Consider the following 20,133-nt stretch of genomic DNA (forward strand, 5'->3'; position numbering starts at 1 on the left):
TATGAAATTTAAAATAATAATTACTTTATTACTTACTATAATGGCCATTATGGGGAGTGCCCAGGTAATCATAGGCTCTGCTAACTCTTCACCGGCAGCGATTTTAAAATTGGATGCAAATAATAAAGCTTTAAGAATCCCAAACTTATCTGTTACCAACAGAACAAATGCTGTCACTCCTATTTTGTCACCGGCTAACGGTGTAATGATTTATAATACCAATACAGATATTAATAATGATATTGCGAAAGGGATAACTTATTGGGGAAGTGATAGCAAATATCATTCTCAGGCATCTTATTCTGCGACAGAAGCTGTTATTTCATCTTCACAGATTCCGTTACTTATTTTCAGTGCGGCGATCGGGCAAAAACCTAATGTTCCTGTTGGATTTACAGCAGGAGGTGGCTATACAGTACTTAATTTATCTACGCCAGAAATATTATTTGATAAGTATTTGGGATGGAATATGACAAATAATCAATTTAAAATCCCTTCTACCGGAATTTATATGCTAGAATTTGTTACAGATATGTCTAACACAGGAAATAATGGAGGTACACCTGTTTTAAGGATAACCAAAGGCGGGACAACTCTGATTTCAATATCAGGAAGGTTTAACAATGTGAGTAACAGAATGTATACTACATTAATAACAACTCAAAATTTATCCGTGAACGATCTTCTGGATTTTAGATATGTATATACTGATAATAATTATAGCATACAAACGGGAACACTTAATATTTACAAATACCAATAATTATGAAGATAAAATTTCTATATATATCATTACTATTGCTTAGCTTTTTCATGAAGGCTCAGGTGGGAATAGGCACAAGCGCACCTGATGCGAATACTATTTTAGATTTGAATAGTACCAATAAAGGATTGCTAATTCCGAGAGTACAGCTTACAGATATTAATGATATGACTACGATCCCTGTGACTTCTTCTGCCACTTCACCTGAGCAGGGTACAATTGTTTATAATTTAGCTGATGCAGGAGTTTCTCCTTCCAATGTATTTAAAGATATTTTTTATATATGGACTGGAATGAACTGGGAAAACATAGGAGAAGTTTCAGATGTAAGAGCCGAGGTTGATAATAAAAACACTACCCATTTATTATTCTCAGGTAGTCCTCTAGCTTCATCTGTATCTTATATAGCATCCGCATATTCAACATGGACAACAATGAATTTTGCTACTGAAAGATTTGATAATGGAAATATTCACGGCGGTGGTACATTTACAATACCTGCGACAGGGTTATATTCATTTTTTGGAGATGTGTCATTAAGTTTGTCAAATAATAATGGTACTTCTAAATCTTTTGGTGCACGTATCCTGAATGTAACCACTAATACTGTTTTGTCTACTTCTTATTTTGGTACATCAATTGGTGGAACTAGTGGTGATATGCCACTATACTGGATGGGAATACTTCCTGCAAATACAGTAATACAAATACAGTTTAGAATGAGAGATACACTTTCGAGTACAATATCTATAAATACAAATTCTAGTATTACCGTAAGAAAACACTTTTAATCAAATAATGTAGTGAAGAAATGGATTTATCCACAAGAAAAAATCCTGATCTTGGTACCGATATCAATGATGGTATTAAATTTCATTTAAATAATAAATTAAAGTGGACAGAAATGTCTACTTTTTTGTTTTGCGATTATTAAGTGATTATTAAATTAATTTTTAATATTAAGAGCCTGTATAAAAAGATAAAAGAGTAAGGGTAAGAAGTTGAATAAAAATTGCCATTTTAGAGTTGCAAAACAAAAAATATCAATGTATTCAACGGACTTAGCCCAAACCCAGTGGCAATTTATAAAAAAAGCATTAGATTTTGATGACAGAAAACGAAAATATGATTTGATTATCATTTGGAATGCTATCAGCTATTTGATAAAAATAGGCTGCCAATGGAGACTCTTACCTCATGATTTTCCAAAATGGCAATTGGTTTATTACTATTATTCAAAATGGTCAAATCTGGAAATTTTCGATTTATTATTATCAAAATTAAGGGAAAAAGTACGACGAAACAGAGGTCAGAAAGCAGAGACATGTTTGGGAATTATGGACAGTCAAAGCGTTCGCTGGGGAAACAATCGTTCACTCAATGGCTTTTGACGGAGGTAAAAAAGTAAAAGGAGTCAAAAGGCATATTGTTACTGATGAAAATGCTGCGATATTTACTCATTCCGCTTGAGGTAATCCTGGCGGACGGAGGCTACAGAGGAGATATTATTGAAGAAATAAAAACTAAGTTTGGTTATATTATTCAAATCGTTATGCGAAACGATAAAAAAGAAAAAAAATTTGAACCCATACATAAAAGATGGATTGTTGAACGTACTCTTTCCTGGTTTGATAATGATAGAAGATTATGCAGAAATTATGAACTCCTAATGGAATCCTCTGAAAACATGGTCAAATTATCTGCTATAAAATTATTACTCAATAAAATTTAAACAGGCTCTTAATTAATAATAATTTTTTTGTATTAAATAAGATTTACTTATTCTATATCCAATAGAATTTTATTATATCAATGTTTATTTTTAGTTTAAAATATAAATTAATTATTAATTATTTTATCATATTTGTTTAAATTTTCGATTTAAATATTGATAATGCTATATATTTGAACTTTATATGGTAAAAATTTGTAGATTTACAATAATAATATAAAAATAAAATAAATATGAAAAGAATAGTTTTACCTTTTATTGTTGCTTTTTCTATTTTATCTATAAAAAGCAATGCTCAGGTAGGTGTTAATACCTCAGCGCCTGCCTCTACACTAGATGTTACTGCAAAAAATGCTACCGGATCTACAAACAATGTAGACGGTCTTTTAGTTCCTCGTGTAGACAGATTGAGAGCTCAAAGTATGGCTTCAGTTCCTATTTCTACCATGATTTATATAAATAATGCTGTTACGGGAACGCAATTAGATACTACGATTAATGTAGATGCAGAAGGATATTATTATTTTAATGGAACGGCATGGGTAAAATTGCATAATCCTGAAAATTCTACTTTTCCTTCTGTAAATATTTACAATACAGACGGTAGCCTTACAGGAAACAGGCTGGTAACACAAGGTACAAATACATTGGCCTTTAGTTCAAATGCTGTTAACGGGTTTTCTGTAGATGGAAGTACGTTTTCGGTAGATGCTCTTAATAATAGAGTAGGAATAGGCACTGCAGCCCCGCACGCACCATTACAGTTTGGAAATACAGTAGGTAACCGTAAAATAGTGTTATATGAAACGGGTAATAATGATCATGAATTCTACGGTTTTGGAGTGAATTCAGGAATTATGCGCTATCAGGCAGACCGAACAACTACCGATCATGTATTCTATGCAGGAGTTACGGGTGGAGCTAGTTCTAATGAATTAATGCGTATCAAAGGAACAGGAAATGTAGGTGTTGGGACAGCTACCCCTACTAATCTTTTGCATGTAAATGGTACTAATCCTTTGAGATTGGAAGGGTTGCAGCCCTCTTCCGGTAAAACGGGGACATTAGTGGTAAATAGTACAGGAGTAGCTCAGCTACAGACTTCTTCAAGTATAAGTGCATCAAGAGTAATAGGCAACGTAACATTAGTATCAAATAATACAGTTTATAATATTGATAATACAACATTGCCAACAGAAACTTTTGATAATCTTAATGAATTTAATGGGTCTACATTTACCGCATCTTCAGCCGGGTTATATAAAGTAGATTATGTAGTGAGCTATCCTCAGCGACCAACGACAGAAGATTCAGGAGATGGATATACAGGATTAACTTTCATACTGCTGAATAATTCATCATATTCTTTAACAGCTACAAAAATAAATTCTCCTGAAGTTGGAGGGGCTCCTGTAAACATGACTGTGGTTAATCCTACTATTGTAAAAATGAGTGCAGGTGATGTCTTGAGGTTTCAAGCGGTAGCCTATGGTACAACAGGAAATGTTACTGCTAATTATTCAGTGGCAATTGTACGTATAGATTAATTATTGATAAAACGATAATTTGAATATTTGTTAAATATATTTTTAAACATAATAATAACAAGTTGTTATACAATCTTCAAAACAAAAAGACGAGCCATAATTGACTCGTCTTTTTTCGTGCTATTAAAAAAAGTTGTGTTACAGACTTTTCAATAATTTCTCGGTATCAGAAAAATCTTCTCCTGCAGTTTTCGCAAGTTCGATCGCTTTTTCTGCCCATATTTTAGCATTATTTTTATCTCCTACTTTGTTGTAAAGATTAGCTAGAGTATCTGTATTTGCATAGCTTTGATTCTTTTTTACAGATTCCTGTGCCCATGCTACAGCTTTTTCTAAAGAAGATTTGTTGTTTACATTTTCAAAGAAATTCCAGGCAACTGAGTTTAATTCGTCTGAACTTGCAGTAGAAGTATCTTTGTAAAGATCTAAGCTTATTTTTTCATAGTTTGAAAAATCCTTAGCCAATAAAGCTCTGGTAGATTTTGATTTTTTTAAGGCCTTTTCAGCTTCTTCTTTGCTTAAAAATTTCTGAGCTTCTGTGAAGAAATAGGTATCGTTATAAGATTTTGTATCAATATTATAAGCGTTTTTAAGAATGGTACCAATCTTTATACTCTTGTCAAATTTATTATACTCACTCTCAGGAAACACTTTTATGATATCAGCTTTCCTTTCCTGAAATAATTTATAAAAAGAACCGTCCGAACTTCTCGTTCCTGAAAGCAACATTTCCATATCCTCCTGATCTAAATTGGGATTCTGCTTAAACTTTCGATCCAAAACTTTTGCTGCAAACTCGGAATCTGTATAAATTGTAAGTTTTGCAAGATTTTTTAGAAATTCCGGATCTTTTTCTCCGTTTTCAAATTTTTGCTTTAAAGCGCCTAGTCTTTTGCTTGGGTCTTCTGCATCTTTTGCGAACTGTATAAAATCTTTTTCTTCTACATATCCTAAAGTTCTGTGTACTTCTTCTCCGTTTCCATCAATAAATAAGTAGGTTGGAAATGCTCTTACACCATATTTTTTTGCAATATCGATGCCTTCACCTTTCTCCATATCAATTTTTGCATTGATGAAGTGGGAATTATAATAATCTCCAACAGATTGAAGTGGGAAAATATTCTTCGCCATTAGTTTACAAGGGCCGCACCAAGTTGTATAGGCGTCAACAAATATAATTTTTTTTTCTTTCTTAGCTTTTGCTAAAATAGTAGCGAAGTTGGAATCTTCAAATTTAATTCCCTGCGCAAATGCAAGAACCCCGATAAATAGGGAAGAGAGTATTGCTAATTTTTTCATGTATACTTTTTATGATTACAAATGTAATAATTATGTAAACACATGAGTCGATATAGATAAAAAATAGTTACACTACTTTTCTTTAGAAATAATAATTCTTTTGGAAAGAAGGATTTACTATTCATATCTTATTATTAAAATTAATTTAAATATGAATTATAATTAAATTAATTAATCATTAAGAATGTTTTAATAAAAAGTAAAATATCGCTACTTTTGTAAAAAACTAAAAATACACACCATGATAATGATGAATTATTATAAAATCCAAATAATAATTTATTAATTTATGCTCAAAATTCTAAAAAGTCTTGTGTTTTTCTTAATCACAACGGCTCCAATATATGCTCAAAATAATATTGACTGTATCAATGACGAAACGTTAGCAAAAACGTCTCAAAAAAATAGGTCGGGGGCTTTGAAAACCGCAGACTCAATTTACCAGTCTTCCAAAGATCCTTTACATAAAGCCCAAAGCCTGATGCTTTCTGCGAATTTATATCAAAAGAATGGAGATTTTAAAAAAGCGATCTGCTATGCAGAAAATGCTGATGTTTTAATTGCTAAAGTAAACGATCCAGATCTTGCTTCCCGAATCACTGAATTTCTTGCCCTTCAATATAGGTTGGTTGGGCTTCATGAAAGATCAAAAAAATATATCGTAAAAGGCTTTGAAATAGCAAAAAAAATACAAGATCCGAAGAGATATAACGAAACGCAGGGTGTTCTTAACCAAGAATTGGCTCATTATGAAATGGAACTTGGAAATTATCCAAATGCTGTAAAATATCTTGAAATCTCATTAAGTTTTTTTGAAAAAGTCGGAATAATAGGAGAAGAGGTTGTTACCGCAGCTTCCTACCGTTTGCTGGGAGATGTTTATTTTAAACAAAATAAATATGACCTTGCTGAAAGCTATTATAAGAAAGCAGAAGTTTTGCTTAAAGAACCATCATGTCTTTTAGGATGGATCTATAATGGACTGGGCGGAATCCGTTTAAAACAAAAACAATGGAAAGAAGCTGAAATTTATCTCTCCAAAGCTGAAAAAATTGCAGAAAACAATCATCAGTTAGATCTCAGAAAAGGTGTTTATGCTAATATTAATGATTATTATGAGGGAATAGAGGACACCGAAAAAGCTTCATTATACGCTGTAAAATATGTTAAGATCTATGAGCAGATTAATGCTAAAAACAATGCATTTGCCAATGAAAAACTAAATACGGAAGTATCAAGTAAGAGAAATGTTCAGATAAGTATAGCGAAAAATATTGCGATTGTCATTTTGTGTATTGCGTTGGGCGGATTGTTTGTATTTTTTAGATCTAAACAGAAAAAACAGCGTTCAAAACTTAGAAGTATCATTAGAAGTCAGCAAAAATTCACGGAAAAAGATAAAGAAGAATCCCCAGATGTTGATTTCTCTAATATTTCCGTAGAAGAGCTTGATGATAAAGAAAATGAAACCGGTAAAAAACGCAGTGAATCTTTGATGACGGCAGAAACAGAAACTAAGCTTCTGGAACTCCTTAATGATTTTGAAAAAGGAAATTTATACAACAACAAAAACATGTCTCTTCCTTTCCTTTCGGGAGAGCTCAATACGAATACGAAATATCTTTCTTATGTGATCAACCAGCATAAAAGCGCTGACTTTAAATCATATATCAATAGGTTGAGGATCAATTACATTGTTGATAAGCTTATTAATGATGAAAAATACAGGCAATATAAGATCAGTATATTGGCAGAAGAATGTGGTTTTTCTTCTCACAGTAAATTTGCTTCTATCTTTAGGGCGGTTACCGACTTTTCTCCTTCTGCTTATATTAAATTGCTTGACACTGAAAATCAATTAGATAAAAGTATTCATTTTCAGGAAAATAATTAAACATGTTAATTGAATATTAACGGATCCTTTCCATTTTCCTGAAAACAGACAGCCATTTGTTTTACGTAAGGTGGTCACTTTCATATATTTGCCTCAGTTTTATGGGACGAATATTTATTAATTTTTCTAGAAATTTTTTAAGGGCGTCTTGTAACACCACACCTAAACACTAAAACCAAAAACTACTAACTGATGTAGAATATTGAGGAGTATTTTTCACCAATCAATAACCATTAAACTAGTAACAAATTAAACGGATGAAGACAACTTTAACAGTCGTTATGGCATCTGTATTATCAAATCTTGCCATTGCGCAGATAGGAATTAATACAGCTGAACCAATAGCGAGCTTGGATGTAACCGCAAAAAAGCGCGACGGATCCACAGCGGAGGGTATATTGCCCCCGAGACTAACGGGAGATCAAATGAGAGCAGGAGATGCTAAATACTCAGACATGCATGCCGGAACTATTGTTTATGCAACCGCTCCGGTAAATTCAGCAACTTCAAAAACAACGAATGTAACCTCTTCTGGACTTTATTTTTTCGATGGAAAAATCTGGCAGAAAATGATGCAGGGAGACGAAAAAACGCTGAATGCTAAAAGTTCCGGTGATATTAAAAATTCAGTAAAATCAGTTGACCATAATGGATGGTATTTACTGAATGGAAGAAATATTTCCACACTTCCGGCAGAAGCACAGTCAGCAGCAGCAAGTTTAGGTTTTACCGAAAGCTTACCGGATGCTACGGATAGAGTGCTGAAAAGCAGAAGTGGTACTGAAATGCTGGGAAGTGAAGGCGGTGATAACTTAATTATCCTTACACGATCAAATCTACCTAACATTAATTTTGTAGGTGTTGTAAGCGGTATCGCTGAAAGTGGTGGAGCACACAGCCACGCTGCGGGACAAGGTGGTTTTCTTTTAGGAGGAACAACGGTAGGAAATAACGGCTCCGGAAATTATCAAGGTAACAGTACGCCTACCTCTTGGGGTGGAGTTGGTATCATGGGGAATACAGCATCTGGAGGAGCGCATACACACTCGTTGGCAGGGATTGCAACAATTCCTACAGGAGGAACCGGAAATTCTGTGGATAACAGGTCTGCTTATTTGGTCGTAAATACGTTTATTTATTTAGGCGGAGAATAGAATAAGAAAATTCTTATACAATACAATCGGGATGATTGCCCGGTTTTTTCAGTCAAGTTTTTTTAAGTGCAAAACCGCAGAATTACTGCGGTTTTGTTTTATTTATTTATTTATTTTTTAAAGTATCTGTTTTTGCTTTCATTGTGTCAGCAGGAGCATGTTCAGAATTGGCAACGGCAGAATCTCCCATATCGTTTCTCATGGCGCTTTTATCATGCTCATCTTTAAATTCTTCTCTGTTTGCTTTTTTATCTGCACAGCTTCCTAAAAAAAATAAACCTAAAACGGCTCCGATCCATAGTTTTTTCATAATAATTTCTTTAATTGTTTAGTAGTAATCAAATATAATGATTAAAAAGATAAAAGATAAAAGATAAAAGATAAAAGATAAAAGATGTTAAATATATCTCCAATCAAACAGGGAGCCCCAAAGGGGCGACTTAACCAAGAATAGGATAAAATCCTATTAAAGAAATCAGGATATTCAAAAACGCGTAAAAAAATCCACAGAGCTTTCATCTGTGGATTTTCCGTGTTAAAGTTAGACTTAAAGTTTTACTTTATTTGCTTGCAGGAGCAGTAACAGTGTCCATCTTAATCTTGATACTATCAGGATTTGTCGTGGTAACTGTCGAGTCTGTGGTAGATGTTGAAGATTGCATTTTATTGGTATCTACCGCAGCTGAATCGGAGCTACTTGACGACATTGATGATTCTTTAGTTCCACAGCTCACTGCAATTAATCCTAAACCTAAACTTAATAACAAAAACTTTTTCATAATATTTATCCTTTGGTGTATGAGTAAGTATTCAATAACTATTCCGAAATGGGGTCATGAATTATTAAAATATCAATAAAATAGTTTAAATTTTGTTAAAAATTGATTGTAATGTAGAAAAATAATTAGTTTTCAAAATAATATTTGATTTTTAAAGCCATTTATCAATTATAATTAAAAAAAAGCCCCGAAACCAAAGTTCCGAGGCTGTATTTAATTAACGGACAAAATTACTCATTGCCCATTATTTATTACTCATATTATCCTAGGTATGGGTATTTGTAATCTTTAGGAGAAACAAAAGTTTCTTTGATAGATCTTACAGACGTCCATCTTAGTAAGTTCATTTTAGAACCTGCTTTATCGTTAGTTCCTGAAGCTCTACCACCTCCGAAAGGCTGCTGACCAACAACGGCACCAGTCGGCTTGTCATTGATGTAGAAGTTTCCAGATGCATTTTCTAATGCTTTGAAAGCTTCGTTTACCGCATAACGATCTTGTGCAAACACAGAACCTGTTAATGAATAAGGAGAAGAAGAATCAACAACTTTCAATGTTTCAGTCCAATCCGCATCTTCGTAAACGAAAACAGATAAGATAGGTCCGAAGATTTCTTCAACCATACTTTCATACTGAGGATTTGTAGTTTCAATCACTGTTGGATTTACAAACCATCCTTTAGAATCATCTACTTTTCCACCGATTACAACGTTTGCCTCGCTTGATGCATTCGCTCTGTCGATATATCCTTTACATTTTTCGAAAGAATTTTTATCGATAACTGCATTTACAAAGTTTGAAGGATCTTCTGGAGAACCAATTTTAATTGAAGCGATCTGAGTTTCCATTACTTTTTTCACATCAGTCCAAAGAGATTTAGGAATATAAGCTCTTGAAGCAGCAGAACATTTCTGCCCTTGATATTCGAAAGAACCTCTCACTAAACCAGTCGCAACAGCTTCTACATTAGCAGAAGGGTGAGCGATAACGAAATCTTTTCCACCAGTTTCTCCAACAATTCTTGGATATGTTCTGTAGTTATGAATATTATCACCAATCATTTTCCACATTCCCTGGAAAACTTTTGTAGAACCTGTAAAGTGAAGTCCTGCGAAATCTCTGTGTGCCAATACTTTCTCAGCAGTTTCTTTTCCGTCCGTGAAAATCATGTTGATAACTCCTTTTGGAAGACCAGCTTCAATAAGAACGTCCATGATTACTTTTGCAGAATAGATTTGCTTATCAGAAGGCTTCCAAACTACTACGTTTCCAAGCATTGCCATACAAGTTGGCAAGTTTCCTGAAATAGCCGTAAAGTTGAACGGAGTTACTGCAAAAACAAATCCTTCTAATGGTCTGTATTCTACACGATTCCAGATTCCTGCATCAGAAACTGGTTGCTCAGAATACATTTCTGTCATAAATTCTACGTTGAATCTCAAGAAATCGATGAACTCACAAGCTGCATCAATTTCAGCCTGATGAACATTCTTAGATTGTCCGATCATTGTAGCCGCGTTGATTACATCTCTGTAAGGTCCTGCCAATAGATCAGCAGCTTTTAAGAAGATTGCAGCACGGTGTTCCCAACCTAGCTCATTCCATTCTTTTTTAGCAGCTAATGCAGAATTGATGGCATCATCTACATGTTGCATTGTACCTCTGTGGTAAAAACCAAAATCATGAGCATGATTCTGAGGCGACTGAAGTTGAACTGTATCACCAGTTTTCACTTCTTTACCGTCAATAACCATTGGGATTTCTATCTTCTCTGCCCACATTTTTTTGTATTGAGCGATAAGGCTTTTAACTTCTGGAGTTCCCGGTGCGTAAGAATTTACCGGTTCATTTACTGCAAATGGTACTTGCGAAATTGCTTTTGACATATTACGTTGTATTATTTTTTAATTTGCTAATGATACAAATTTACAACATTTAATTTGGACTGAAAATCGATAGAAACTATTTCAATTTTATTGTTTATAATAATGATATATTTGATTTATCCTTACAATATTATAAAATGAAAAAAATAATAATCATTCTTTTATGCTTTTCACAAACTGCTTTTGCACAGCGCAAGAAAAAAAATGTTGAGGAAATTCCTGTGAAGCAACAAATAGAAGAATATAAGATTCCTGAAGATCAATTGTTGAATGGTACTTTGAAAGGCTCAAAATGGTATTTTGATCTAAAAAAATATTCAGAAACAGAAATTATTTTGGATAAAGATAAAACTAAACCTGATGTTTTATATTTTCTTAATGCTAAGAATTTTCAGATTAATATTAATCAGAAGAATTGTAAAAGTTTAATAAAAGGAACCTACCAAATCATGAAAATGAATGATGGAAGTACGACTGTACAAAAGGGACACCAACCTTTTAAAATCACATCACCTTATCAGAAATGTGTTGTTAAATTATCCGGATTTTTATCGGGCGCGCTGGATATTTCTTTTAACGAAACCGGAGATGTTATGGAAATAAAAGAAGGTGAATATTCCCCACCAGTTACGGTTCCTGGGCATTAAGGTCTTGCAATAACCTACATTTTCTCGTTCTCAAGAATTTTCAACACAAGCTTTTCTTCCTGAGTAAGATCCGCTTTACCATCATTTTCTTCAATTTGTTCTAATTCATCAAGATATTTTTTGATGGAATTATTTTCGTAAAGATTAATAACTAAAGGATGAACGTAATATTTTCTGCAAACCGTGCTCGTATTTCCAAGATGAGAAGCGACCATTTCTAACGCTTCTTTTACTTTCTTTTTATACTCAGAATTGCTTTCTGCATAACCGATTTCTTTAAAAGCAATTAAAGCATTGACCGTTCCCGACCACGTTCTGAAATCTTTTGCAGTAAAATCTTCACCGCTGATTTCTTTAATGTAATTATTCACCATCCCAGAATCAATCGAATGGCGATTATCATCTTCATCCAGAAACTGAAAAAGCTCTTTCCCTGGAATATCTTTACATTTCTGAACCAATCTCGAAAGTCTTCTGCTTTTAAGATCAATTTTATGCATAATTCCTTTTTTGCCTTTAAACGAAAAAGTCATCTTTTGTCCTTTAATTTTAACGTGTTTGTCTTTTAAAGTTGTTAATCCAAAAGAGCCGTACAGTTTTTCGTAAGCATTATTTCCAATACGGATATTGGTTCGTTGCATTAAACTAACAACCAAAGCTAAAATTTTTCTTTTTTCGAAATTTCTTAAAGCTAAATCCTGTTCAATATGCAAACGAATTTCAGGTAAAGCATACCCGAACTGCAACATTCTGTAAAATTTTGTATGATTTCTCAACGCGCTCCAAAGAGGGTGGTAGCGGTATTGTTTTCTTTTTTTAGCATCGAAACCTGTCGCCTGAAGATGTCCGTTATCCAAAGCGCAGATCCAGACATTTTCCCATGCCGGAGGAATGACCAATCCATTGATTCGTTTAATTTCTTCCTTATCCTTAATTCGTTCACCGTCTTTAAAATAAGAGTATTTTTTACCTTTTTTTTTACGAATAATACCCGCAGATTCTGCGTCGGACGTGTAAATTAGATTTACCGCCCTTGCAGAAGCCTCCGGATCTTTCATAATTTTAACAATCTTAGAAGGTTTGAGGTGAGAAATGATGTCTAAGTCTGAATTGTCCATATAAAATTTGGTTACGAGTTCTTACCCCTAGAAAATAGCCATAAAATAATAGCTATTACGCCTACCACTACTATTATTCCCCACCACATTCCAGCTTTAAAGATTGTTTCTACTGCTTCACAGCTTGTTAATAATAACAAACTGAATATTGTCATACTATATAATGATAATTTTTTCATGATAATTTATTTTTTGATGTTTATTATTCTAAATTCTGTGCTGATCTGGTCGCCAGTTTCTAATGGATTTTTTAATTTCGTCTCCTGAAATTTTTTCATGTAAAGCCTTATATAAAAGGTCTTTAAATTCATCATCATAAGCAAATCTAAGTGCTGCAATCTGACTAAAACTTAATTTTTCCTCTACTTCATCTGATCTCTGACTGAAGATCTCAAAATATCTTTGCTTAAATTCAAGCCTTACCAAACGGTTTTGCAATCCAATGGCATAATGTTGCCGAAGCATGAAAGCCAGGTAAAAAATTAGAAAAATAACAATCGAAAATAGTTCCCAAGCCAACTTGTTCTCCTCATCATTAAAAATTTTATAGACTCCAAAGACTTCCAACAGAATTAATAATGGAAGATAAATGAAATGATGAGGTGGATAAAATTTCCTGTGATTTTTGTAATTCTGACTCTCCATAATGTAAAATGTAGCAAGAATCTTTCCAAAAGTTTAATTTTTTAATAATAATTGATAATTGTGATATCTAAATATTGTTTGCTAGTATTAAATGATTGAAAATTTTTGATGATAGTATAAGCTGTTTATGAGTAAGATAATAAGTAAAATTTGTCCTAGCGAAGCGAATGTGAAGCAATCTCCAATTATTTTATTTTTTGGAAGCTAAATCCAGCTATCCACTCATACTCCTCACGCCAATGCCTTTTCCAACGCTTGTTGCGGGGTAACCGTTTCTATCTGGGCTAGGATTACAGTCGCCTTTTCAATCTATGTAGTTCAACGCCCATTTTGTCATCCTGAAAGGATCTAAATATAGTATTAGAGATCTGTTTAGTTTACGTTAGGAAATAATAAGATGACAAAATAATTACTGAGTAAAACGCCCTTACGAAATTAAAAACAGCCAACATTTTCAAAGAAATTTTTACGAACATTAGGTTTAAATAAAAACAGAAAATCCATTTCCAAAACTCAAAAATTTTGTAACTTTCGGTGTTTTAAAAATAAAAAAATGACTTCAAAGGAAAAAGTAGCTGCGCTTCGTGAAGAAATGCAGAAAAATAATGTTGATGCATTTATAGTATATTCTGCGGATCCGCATATGAGTGAATATCTGCCTGAAGAATGGCAGGAAAGGTCTTGGTTATCGGGATTTTTAGGTTCTGCAGGTTTTGTGGTTGTTACTCAAAATAAAGCCGGACTTTGGACGGACGGAAGATATTTCACACAAGCTGCCCTGGAATTGGACGGTTCAGGAATCGATCTTTTCAAAGACGGAATGGAAGGAACTCCCAACTATATCGACTGGATCATTTCAGAAATTCCAACTAACGGAAAAGTAGCAGTAAATGCTGTAGCAACTTCTCATGCGAACTGGGAATTACTTTCTCAAAAATTAAATTCAAAAAACATAACGATTGTTGATCTTCCTCTTTTAAAAACCATTTGGACAGACAGAGGAACGCCTTCAAAAAATCCAATATTCGTGCATCCTGTAAAATGGGCTGGAAAGTCGGTTACAGATAAAGTTTCTGCAATTCGCCAGAAAATGGAAGATCAGGAAATAACGGTTCATATCATTTCAAGCTTGGATGATGTAGCTTGGACTTTAAATTTAAGAGGTAGCGATGTTGAAAGCAATCCAGTATTTTTAGGTTACATTATTATCACTAAAAATGATGCAATCTTATTCACCGATCTTGAAAAATTAGAGGTTGAAGCAAGAAAACAAATGGATGAATCTTTCGTGAAAATGATGCCTTACGAAGAATTCTACAATCATTTGAGCACGGTTAAAAACGAAACGGTTTTAGTTTCTCCAAACAGTAATCAATCGATTTATGATGCTTTAAAATCTTACAATCAATTCATCAAAGCTGCTGTTCCCGGAAACTTAATGAAAGCTCAGAAAAACGAAACTGAGTTGGAAGGTTTCAGAAAAGTAATGGTAAGAGACGGTGTTGCGATGGTGAAATTCCTTTATTGGCTAAGACACAACGCCGGAAAAGAAGCAATGACCGAATATTCTATCGGCGAAAAACTAAGAGGTTTTCGCTCAGAAGGAGAAAATTTTGTAGGAGAAAGTTTCGGAAGCATTGTTGGATATAAAGATAATGGTGCGATCATGCATTATTCCGCAAAAAGTGAAGGTAGTAAAGACGTTACGAACGACTCGAGTATCTTGGTAGATTCAGGAGGTCAGTATCTTGAAGGAACGACTGATATTACAAGAACGTTTTCTTTAGGAACCGTTTCCGACGATTTTAAAAGAAATTCGACTTTAGTTTTACAAGGATTGATCCGTTTATCGATGGTGAAATTTCCAAAAGGAACAAAAGGAGTTCATCTTGACGCAATCGCAAGACTTCCGTTGTGGATGGAAGGTAAAGATTTCAACCACGGAACTGGTCACGGTGTAGGAAGTTTTATGAACGTTCATGAAGGCCCTCAAAACATCAGAAAAGATTTGAATCCTCAGGATCTTTTGGTAGGAATGGTTTGTTCAAACGAGCCAGGTTATTATTTAGAAGGAGATTACGGAATCCGTCATGAGAATCTGATCGCTGTAAAAGAAGCTGAAACAACAATTCACGGAACTTTCTATGAATTTGAAACATTGACTTTCTGTCCGTTCTTTAAAGATACGGTCGTGAAAGAAATTCTTTCAGAAAATGAAATAGCTTGGTTAAATCAATATCACCAAACATGTGAAGAAAAAATTTCTCCATATTTGGAAGGTGAGGTTAAAGAATGGTTCTTAGAATTGGTGAGTCCACTTTAATTAATTTAAAAAAGAAAAAAAATCTAGTAAAATAGATATTAGATAAATTTTAAAAGCCTTGTGACTCTTGTTGCAAGGCTTTTTCATATAAACAACCGTATTTTCACGGATAAATTTCTAGGGATTCCCCTGAGTGGTTAAAATATGAGGTGATCTATCTTTGTATCAACAAAAAGACATCATTTTCATATCTTCATATATACTTAGTAAATTCAAAAGCGGTAATCACTTCAGTTAATGAAGTGATTTTTGTTTTTTAGTGGATAAAGCTTTGAGTTTTGCTTATTTTTGATGAAAAGTTATACATAGTCTAAAATGATACAGGATTTCTTTCACGGTTTTAATATATTTTCAGAGCATGAAATTGACGATTTCGCCCAACTTTTTGAAGTCAGAAAAGTGTATAAAAATGAGATTTTTATACAGGAAGGCGAAAAATGTAAAGAAATTGCATTGATCAGATCTGGAATTTTCCGTTCTTATTATATTTCTGAGGAAGGGAAGGATAGCACATATTGTTTCAGATTTCCTAACGATTTGTTGGCTTCCTATTCATCATTTATTTCCGGTGCTCCAAGTGTGGAAACGATGCAGGCTATTTCTGATGCTGATTTGTTAATTTTAAAGAAAGATAAAATTGATGAATTGGTTCAGAATCATCCGAATTGGATGAAGTTTTTAAAAATAATTGCCGAACAGGAATATCTTGAATTGGAAAAACGTTTTTTTCAGTTGCAAAGAGACAATGCAAAACAGCGGTATGTTACTTTGTTAGAGAATCAACCCAATTATATTCAGGACATTCCGTTGCAATATTTGGCTTCTTATTTGGGAATTACGCAGCGACATTTAAGCCGAATCCGAAAAGAGATTTCTTTTTAGACATTTGTCCTATACATTGAAGTTCCGGCTTTATAGTTTTGTGAAAAAAAATATATGAAGTCAAACATTTTAATTATCGGCGGAAATGGAATGGTAGGAAAAACCATTGCCAGAATTTTTTCATCCAGAAATCCAAACAGCAATATTTTCATTGGAGGCAGAAAACAAGGAAAAACGGAAAATGATTTAATCATTGATGTTACCAAACCTCAGACTTTTCAAGCGATTCTTGATAAAAAAATAGATGTGATCATACTTTCTGTGAATGATAAAGAAGATCATGTTCTCCGTTTCGCGATTGAAAATAAAATCGATTATCTGGATATTACCAAACCAACTCCTGATCTTACGAAGGCTTATGATTTTGCTAAAAAACAGACGATCAACAGTCGGATTGTTTTCAGTTCAGGCTGGATGGGCGGAATTGTAAGCGGACTAATGCATTCATTTTCGGATCAAATAAAAAATATTCAATCTGTTGAGCTTTTCGTTTATTATTCTGTTAAAGACCTAGCAGGAGAAAGTTCGGCTCATTTTATGGCGGAAAATGTGGCTAAACCTTTTGTTAATTATCAAAATAATAAACCAGTCTTTATTAAACATTTTTTGGATGCTGAACCATTCGAATTTTCTTTTGGGATTGGAAAAAGACAAGCCTATAATTTTGATGTTCCTGATTTGTATATTTTAAATCAAATTGAGAAAATTCCGAACGTAAGTGTGAAAATGACTTATAATTCAAAATTTATTACTTGGTTATTGGGTGCATTTCAGAAAATAAAACTGTTTAATATCTTATCTTTAAAGGAAAGGAAAATGATTTTCGGATCAAGTGGAAATGGCGATCAGTCAGTTTTTGAAATTGTAGTAAAAACTAAAAATGGAAATAAAAAAATAAGTCTGCAAAGTACAAAAGGACAAGCCGAATTAACCGCATTATCTGCTGTTTTGCATGTGGAAGAATTGTTGAAGAATAATCATGAGACTCAAATTTATTTCAGTCATCAACTTTATCAAGGTTCTTCATTATTTGAATCACTGAATGCTTATAAAACCATCAATATGCAAGTAACGGAATGAAAAAAATACTAATTATTAACGGTCATCCCAACAAAGATTCTTTCAATTTTGGAATTGTAAAAGCGTATAAAGATGGAGTGTTGCAGTCGGGAGCTGAAGTTCAGGAAATTGTAATTGCAGATTTAGATTTCAATCCGAATCTGCAATTTGGATATCAAAAAAGAATGGAGTTAGAGCCGGATTTAATTAACGCTTGGGAAAAGATTCAATGGGCGGATCATTTGGTTTGGATTCATCCTGTTTGGTGGGGTGGTTTACCTGCCATCACAAAAGGTTTTATTGATCGACTTTTTCTGCCAGGTTTTGCATTCAGATACAGAGAGAACTCAGTTTGGTGGGATAAATTGTTGAAAGGAAAAACAGCACATATCATCACAACATTAGATCAGCCAAGTTTTTATTACCGGTTTTTCTTTGGAAGACCGAGTGTGAATCAGCTTAAAAAATCTACATTAGAATTTTGCGGAATACAACCTGTGAAAGTTACTTATGTAGGAGTTATTAAAACTTCAGATGAAAAACAGCGTCAAAAATGGCTCGAGAAAATTAAATTGTTGGGAGTAAAACGGAAATGATTAATATGATTGAGAAAAGTTCTGAAAAACTGGTGGCTGAGGTTCTCGAAGCCAGCAGTTTTTTATGACGAATATTTTTAATTACGGCAAATACCCTAGCCCCGATTGAAACGGCATCCTTTTTTGCAATGGCAAAAGAATTGGCAAAAAAGATATAGTGGAAAGCGGGAAATTGCTTCAAAAAAACAAAATTGCAATTCGACGTAGTCAAATAGCTCCTAAAAATAAGTACAATAGATAAACCATATAGTTCTATGCCATTAAAAATCGTAAATTTGGACCATGAATAACGATACCATTTGTGCACTGGCTACGGCCAATGGAGTAGGTGCTTTAGGCATTATCAGAGTTTCGGGGAACGATGCTTTATCTGTCGTTCAAAAATCTTTTCCTAAGAAAAATTTGGCGAAACAAAAGTCTCACACAATTCATTACGGCTATTTTATGGATGGCGATGAAGCGATTGATGAGGTGATGTTGTCTATTTTTCTGGCGCCGAAAAGTTTTACAACTGAAAACTCTGTGGAAATTGCTTTTCATGGCTCCCCACACATTGGAAAACGTATTCTTGAAACCTTGACCAAAAATGGTGCAAGAATGGCAAAAGCGGGGGAGTTTACACTTCGTGCTTTCATTAATGGTAGAATAGATCTTTCTCAGGCTGAAGCGATTGCAGATGTGATTGCTTCGGAAAATGAAGCTTCCAGAAAAGTAGCTATTAACCAATTGAAAGGGGGAATTACGAATGAAATATCGTTTTTAAGAACCGATTTATTGAATTTTGTTTCTTTAGTTGAACTAGAACTTGATTTTGCAGAAGAAGACGTAGAATTTGCCGACCGATCTGCTTTGAATCAGCTGCTTGATAAAATTGAATTAAAACTCAATTCTTTGATCGACAGTTTCCAATACGGAAATGCTATCAAAAATGGAACAGCCGTTGCCATCATCGGGAAACCCAATGCCGGAAAATCGACTTTACTAAATGCTTTATTAAAAGAGGAAAGAGCAATTGTCAGCAGCATCGCCGGAACAACACGAGATACGATTGAAGAAATTCTACACATTAAAGGTCATGCTTTCCGCTTGATTGATACAGCAGGATTGCGTGAAACAGAGAATGAAATTGAAGCTATTGGCGTCAAAAAAGCCAAAGAAAAAGTTGAAAATGCCAATATTTTAGTCTACTTAGCTGATGCGGCAACTGAAAATTTTTCTGACGATATTGAAATGATCAAATCTTTACAACGAGATGATTTAAAATTAATTATCTGCGCTACAAAAATTGATGAAGTTTCTCCCACAACCTACGAAAAAGTGGAAACTATTTTCAGAAACGAAATTTCTCAGGAATTTGATTTTATTAAAATTTCTGCCGTTGAAAATCAGAATATTCAGGATCTTAAAAATGAATTGTCTTCTTATGTGGAACAGTTAAAATCTGCAGAAAACAATGTGGTGATTACCAATCAGCGTCATTTTGAAGCGTTAGGAAAGTCTTTGGATGCTGTGAATAAAGTGAAGGAGGCGATTATTTTTCAAATTTCAACAGAGCTATTGGCTTATGAGTTGAGAAATGCGTTGGAGCATCTTGGTGAGATTTCTGGTGAAGTGACGAATGATGAAGTGTTGGGGAATATTTTTTCTAAGTTTTGTATCGGAAAGTAGAGAATGTTTTAGATTGTAAATAGATTGCACCTATAGCAATACAAAAACCCCTTTAAATGTTATATTTGAAGGGGTTTTTATTTGTTTTCTGTTCTGTTTCAAAATTTAATATTGCAGAATATATACATCCTATTTGTTTCT

20 protein-coding genes are annotated in these 20,133 nt (G+C 33.7%); 13 read left to right on the plus strand and 7 right to left on the minus strand.

Annotated features, from left to right (window positions below; translation table 11 throughout):
* Position 1: 1 nt before the first annotated feature.
* The 5 genes from A0O34_RS15800 (at position 2) to A0O34_RS15820 (ending at position 4,042) form a co-directional block, all read left to right on the plus strand.
* The gene (locus A0O34_RS15800; protein WP_157886040.1) at positions 2-763 is read left to right on the plus strand and encodes a hypothetical protein; all 762 of its coding nucleotides are present in this window, start codon (positions 2-4) and stop codon (positions 761-763) included.
* A gap of 2 nt (positions 764-765) precedes the next feature.
* Positions 766-1,554 (plus strand): hypothetical protein, encoded by a 789-nt coding sequence (locus A0O34_RS15805; RefSeq protein ID WP_157886041.1) that lies wholly within the window; start codon positions 766-768, stop codon positions 1,552-1,554.
* Between the two features lie 255 nt (positions 1,555-1,809).
* The gene (locus tag A0O34_RS22620) at positions 1,810-2,154 is read left to right on the plus strand and encodes a transposase (protein ID WP_066756601.1); all 345 of its coding nucleotides are present in this window, start codon (positions 1,810-1,812) and stop codon (positions 2,152-2,154) included.
* Between the two features lie 50 nt (positions 2,155-2,204).
* On the plus strand, positions 2,205-2,495 hold the full coding sequence (locus A0O34_RS22625; protein ID WP_228394302.1) for a transposase: 291 nt from the start codon (positions 2,205-2,207) through the stop codon (positions 2,493-2,495).
* Positions 2,496-2,728: 233 nt separating this feature from the next.
* Positions 2,729-4,042 carry a hypothetical protein gene (locus tag A0O34_RS15820; protein WP_066756604.1) on the plus strand — a complete coding sequence of 438 codons (1,314 nt, stop codon included), beginning with the start codon at positions 2,729-2,731 and terminating at the stop codon, positions 4,040-4,042.
* A gap of 138 nt (positions 4,043-4,180) precedes the next feature.
* On the opposite strand, the gene A0O34_RS15825 is transcribed toward A0O34_RS15820, so the two are convergent.
* A complete protein-coding gene (locus A0O34_RS15825; protein WP_066756607.1) occupies positions 4,181-5,341 on the minus strand; it encodes a thioredoxin family protein in 1,161 nt (386 codons plus the stop codon).
* A 289-nt stretch (positions 5,342-5,630) separates the two neighbouring features.
* Between A0O34_RS15825 and A0O34_RS15830 the strand changes: the two genes are divergently transcribed.
* Entirely contained in the window at positions 5,631-7,235 is a 1,605-nt protein-coding gene (locus A0O34_RS15830) for a tetratricopeptide repeat protein (RefSeq protein ID WP_066756610.1), read from the plus strand.
* Between the two features lie 257 nt (positions 7,236-7,492).
* Positions 7,493-8,389 (plus strand): hypothetical protein, encoded by an 897-nt coding sequence (locus A0O34_RS15835; protein WP_157886042.1) that lies wholly within the window; start codon positions 7,493-7,495, stop codon positions 8,387-8,389.
* A gap of 106 nt (positions 8,390-8,495) precedes the next feature.
* On the opposite strand, the gene A0O34_RS15840 is transcribed toward A0O34_RS15835, so the two are convergent.
* The 3 genes from A0O34_RS15840 to pruA form a co-directional block, all read right to left on the minus strand.
* Positions 8,496-8,699, minus strand: coding sequence for a hypothetical protein (locus A0O34_RS15840; RefSeq protein ID WP_066756615.1), 204 nt, complete (start codon positions 8,697-8,699; stop codon positions 8,496-8,498).
* A 250-nt stretch (positions 8,700-8,949) separates the two neighbouring features.
* Positions 8,950-9,168 carry a cytochrome C551 gene (locus A0O34_RS22120; RefSeq protein WP_082891176.1) on the minus strand — a complete coding sequence of 73 codons (219 nt, stop codon included), beginning with the start codon at positions 9,166-9,168 and terminating at the stop codon, positions 8,950-8,952.
* Positions 9,169-9,428: 260 nt separating this feature from the next.
* Positions 9,429-11,054, minus strand: a complete 1,626-nt coding sequence (gene pruA, locus A0O34_RS15850; protein ID WP_066756620.1) for an L-glutamate gamma-semialdehyde dehydrogenase — start codon at positions 11,052-11,054, stop codon at positions 9,429-9,431.
* Positions 11,055-11,191: 137 nt separating this feature from the next.
* Here pruA and A0O34_RS15855 point away from each other — a divergent pair, with 137 nt between their 5' ends.
* Positions 11,192-11,701, plus strand: a complete 510-nt coding sequence (locus A0O34_RS15855; protein ID WP_066756623.1) for a hypothetical protein — start codon at positions 11,192-11,194, stop codon at positions 11,699-11,701.
* A 14-nt stretch (positions 11,702-11,715) separates the two neighbouring features.
* On the opposite strand, the gene A0O34_RS15860 is transcribed toward A0O34_RS15855, so the two are convergent.
* The 3 genes from A0O34_RS15860 to A0O34_RS15865 are packed head-to-tail and all read right to left on the minus strand — an operon-like array spanning position 11,716 to position 13,464.
* Positions 11,716-12,819, minus strand: a complete 1,104-nt coding sequence (locus tag A0O34_RS15860; RefSeq protein WP_066756626.1) for a DNA topoisomerase IB — start codon at positions 12,817-12,819, stop codon at positions 11,716-11,718.
* An 11-nt stretch (positions 12,820-12,830) separates the two neighbouring features.
* Positions 12,831-12,998: a phosphatidate cytidylyltransferase gene (locus tag A0O34_RS22125; protein WP_082891177.1), complete on the minus strand. Its 168-nt coding sequence runs from the start codon at positions 12,996-12,998 to the stop codon at positions 12,831-12,833.
* A 28-nt stretch (positions 12,999-13,026) separates the two neighbouring features.
* Complete coding sequence (locus A0O34_RS15865; protein ID WP_066756629.1) at positions 13,027-13,464, minus strand: DUF6526 family protein; 438 nt, start codon at positions 13,462-13,464, stop codon at positions 13,027-13,029.
* Positions 13,465-14,017: 553 nt separating this feature from the next.
* Between A0O34_RS15865 and A0O34_RS15870 the strand changes: the two genes are divergently transcribed.
* From A0O34_RS15870 to mnmE, 5 genes are all read left to right on the plus strand, one after another.
* The gene (locus A0O34_RS15870; RefSeq protein WP_066756632.1) at positions 14,018-15,787 is read left to right on the plus strand and encodes an aminopeptidase P family protein; all 1,770 of its coding nucleotides are present in this window, start codon (positions 14,018-14,020) and stop codon (positions 15,785-15,787) included.
* A 315-nt stretch (positions 15,788-16,102) separates the two neighbouring features.
* The gene (locus A0O34_RS15875; RefSeq protein WP_066756634.1) at positions 16,103-16,669 is read left to right on the plus strand and encodes a Crp/Fnr family transcriptional regulator; all 567 of its coding nucleotides are present in this window, start codon (positions 16,103-16,105) and stop codon (positions 16,667-16,669) included.
* Positions 16,670-16,723: 54 nt separating this feature from the next.
* Positions 16,724-17,749 carry a saccharopine dehydrogenase family protein gene (locus tag A0O34_RS15880; protein ID WP_066756636.1) on the plus strand — a complete coding sequence of 342 codons (1,026 nt, stop codon included), beginning with the start codon at positions 16,724-16,726 and terminating at the stop codon, positions 17,747-17,749.
* Positions 17,746-18,324 carry an NAD(P)H-dependent oxidoreductase gene (locus A0O34_RS15885; RefSeq protein WP_066756638.1) on the plus strand — a complete coding sequence of 193 codons (579 nt, stop codon included), beginning with the start codon at positions 17,746-17,748 and terminating at the stop codon, positions 18,322-18,324. Before A0O34_RS15880 ends, A0O34_RS15885 begins: the two co-directional genes overlap by 4 nt.
* 282 nt (positions 18,325-18,606) lie before the next feature.
* On the plus strand, positions 18,607-19,992 hold the full coding sequence (gene mnmE, locus A0O34_RS15895; RefSeq protein ID WP_066756644.1) for a tRNA uridine-5-carboxymethylaminomethyl(34) synthesis GTPase MnmE: 1,386 nt from the start codon (positions 18,607-18,609) through the stop codon (positions 19,990-19,992).
* Positions 19,993-20,133: the final 141 nt, after the last annotated feature.

It is taken from the genome of Chryseobacterium glaciei (genome assembly GCF_001648155.1).
Taxonomy (GTDB): domain Bacteria; phylum Bacteroidota; class Bacteroidia; order Flavobacteriales; family Weeksellaceae; genus Chryseobacterium; species Chryseobacterium glaciei.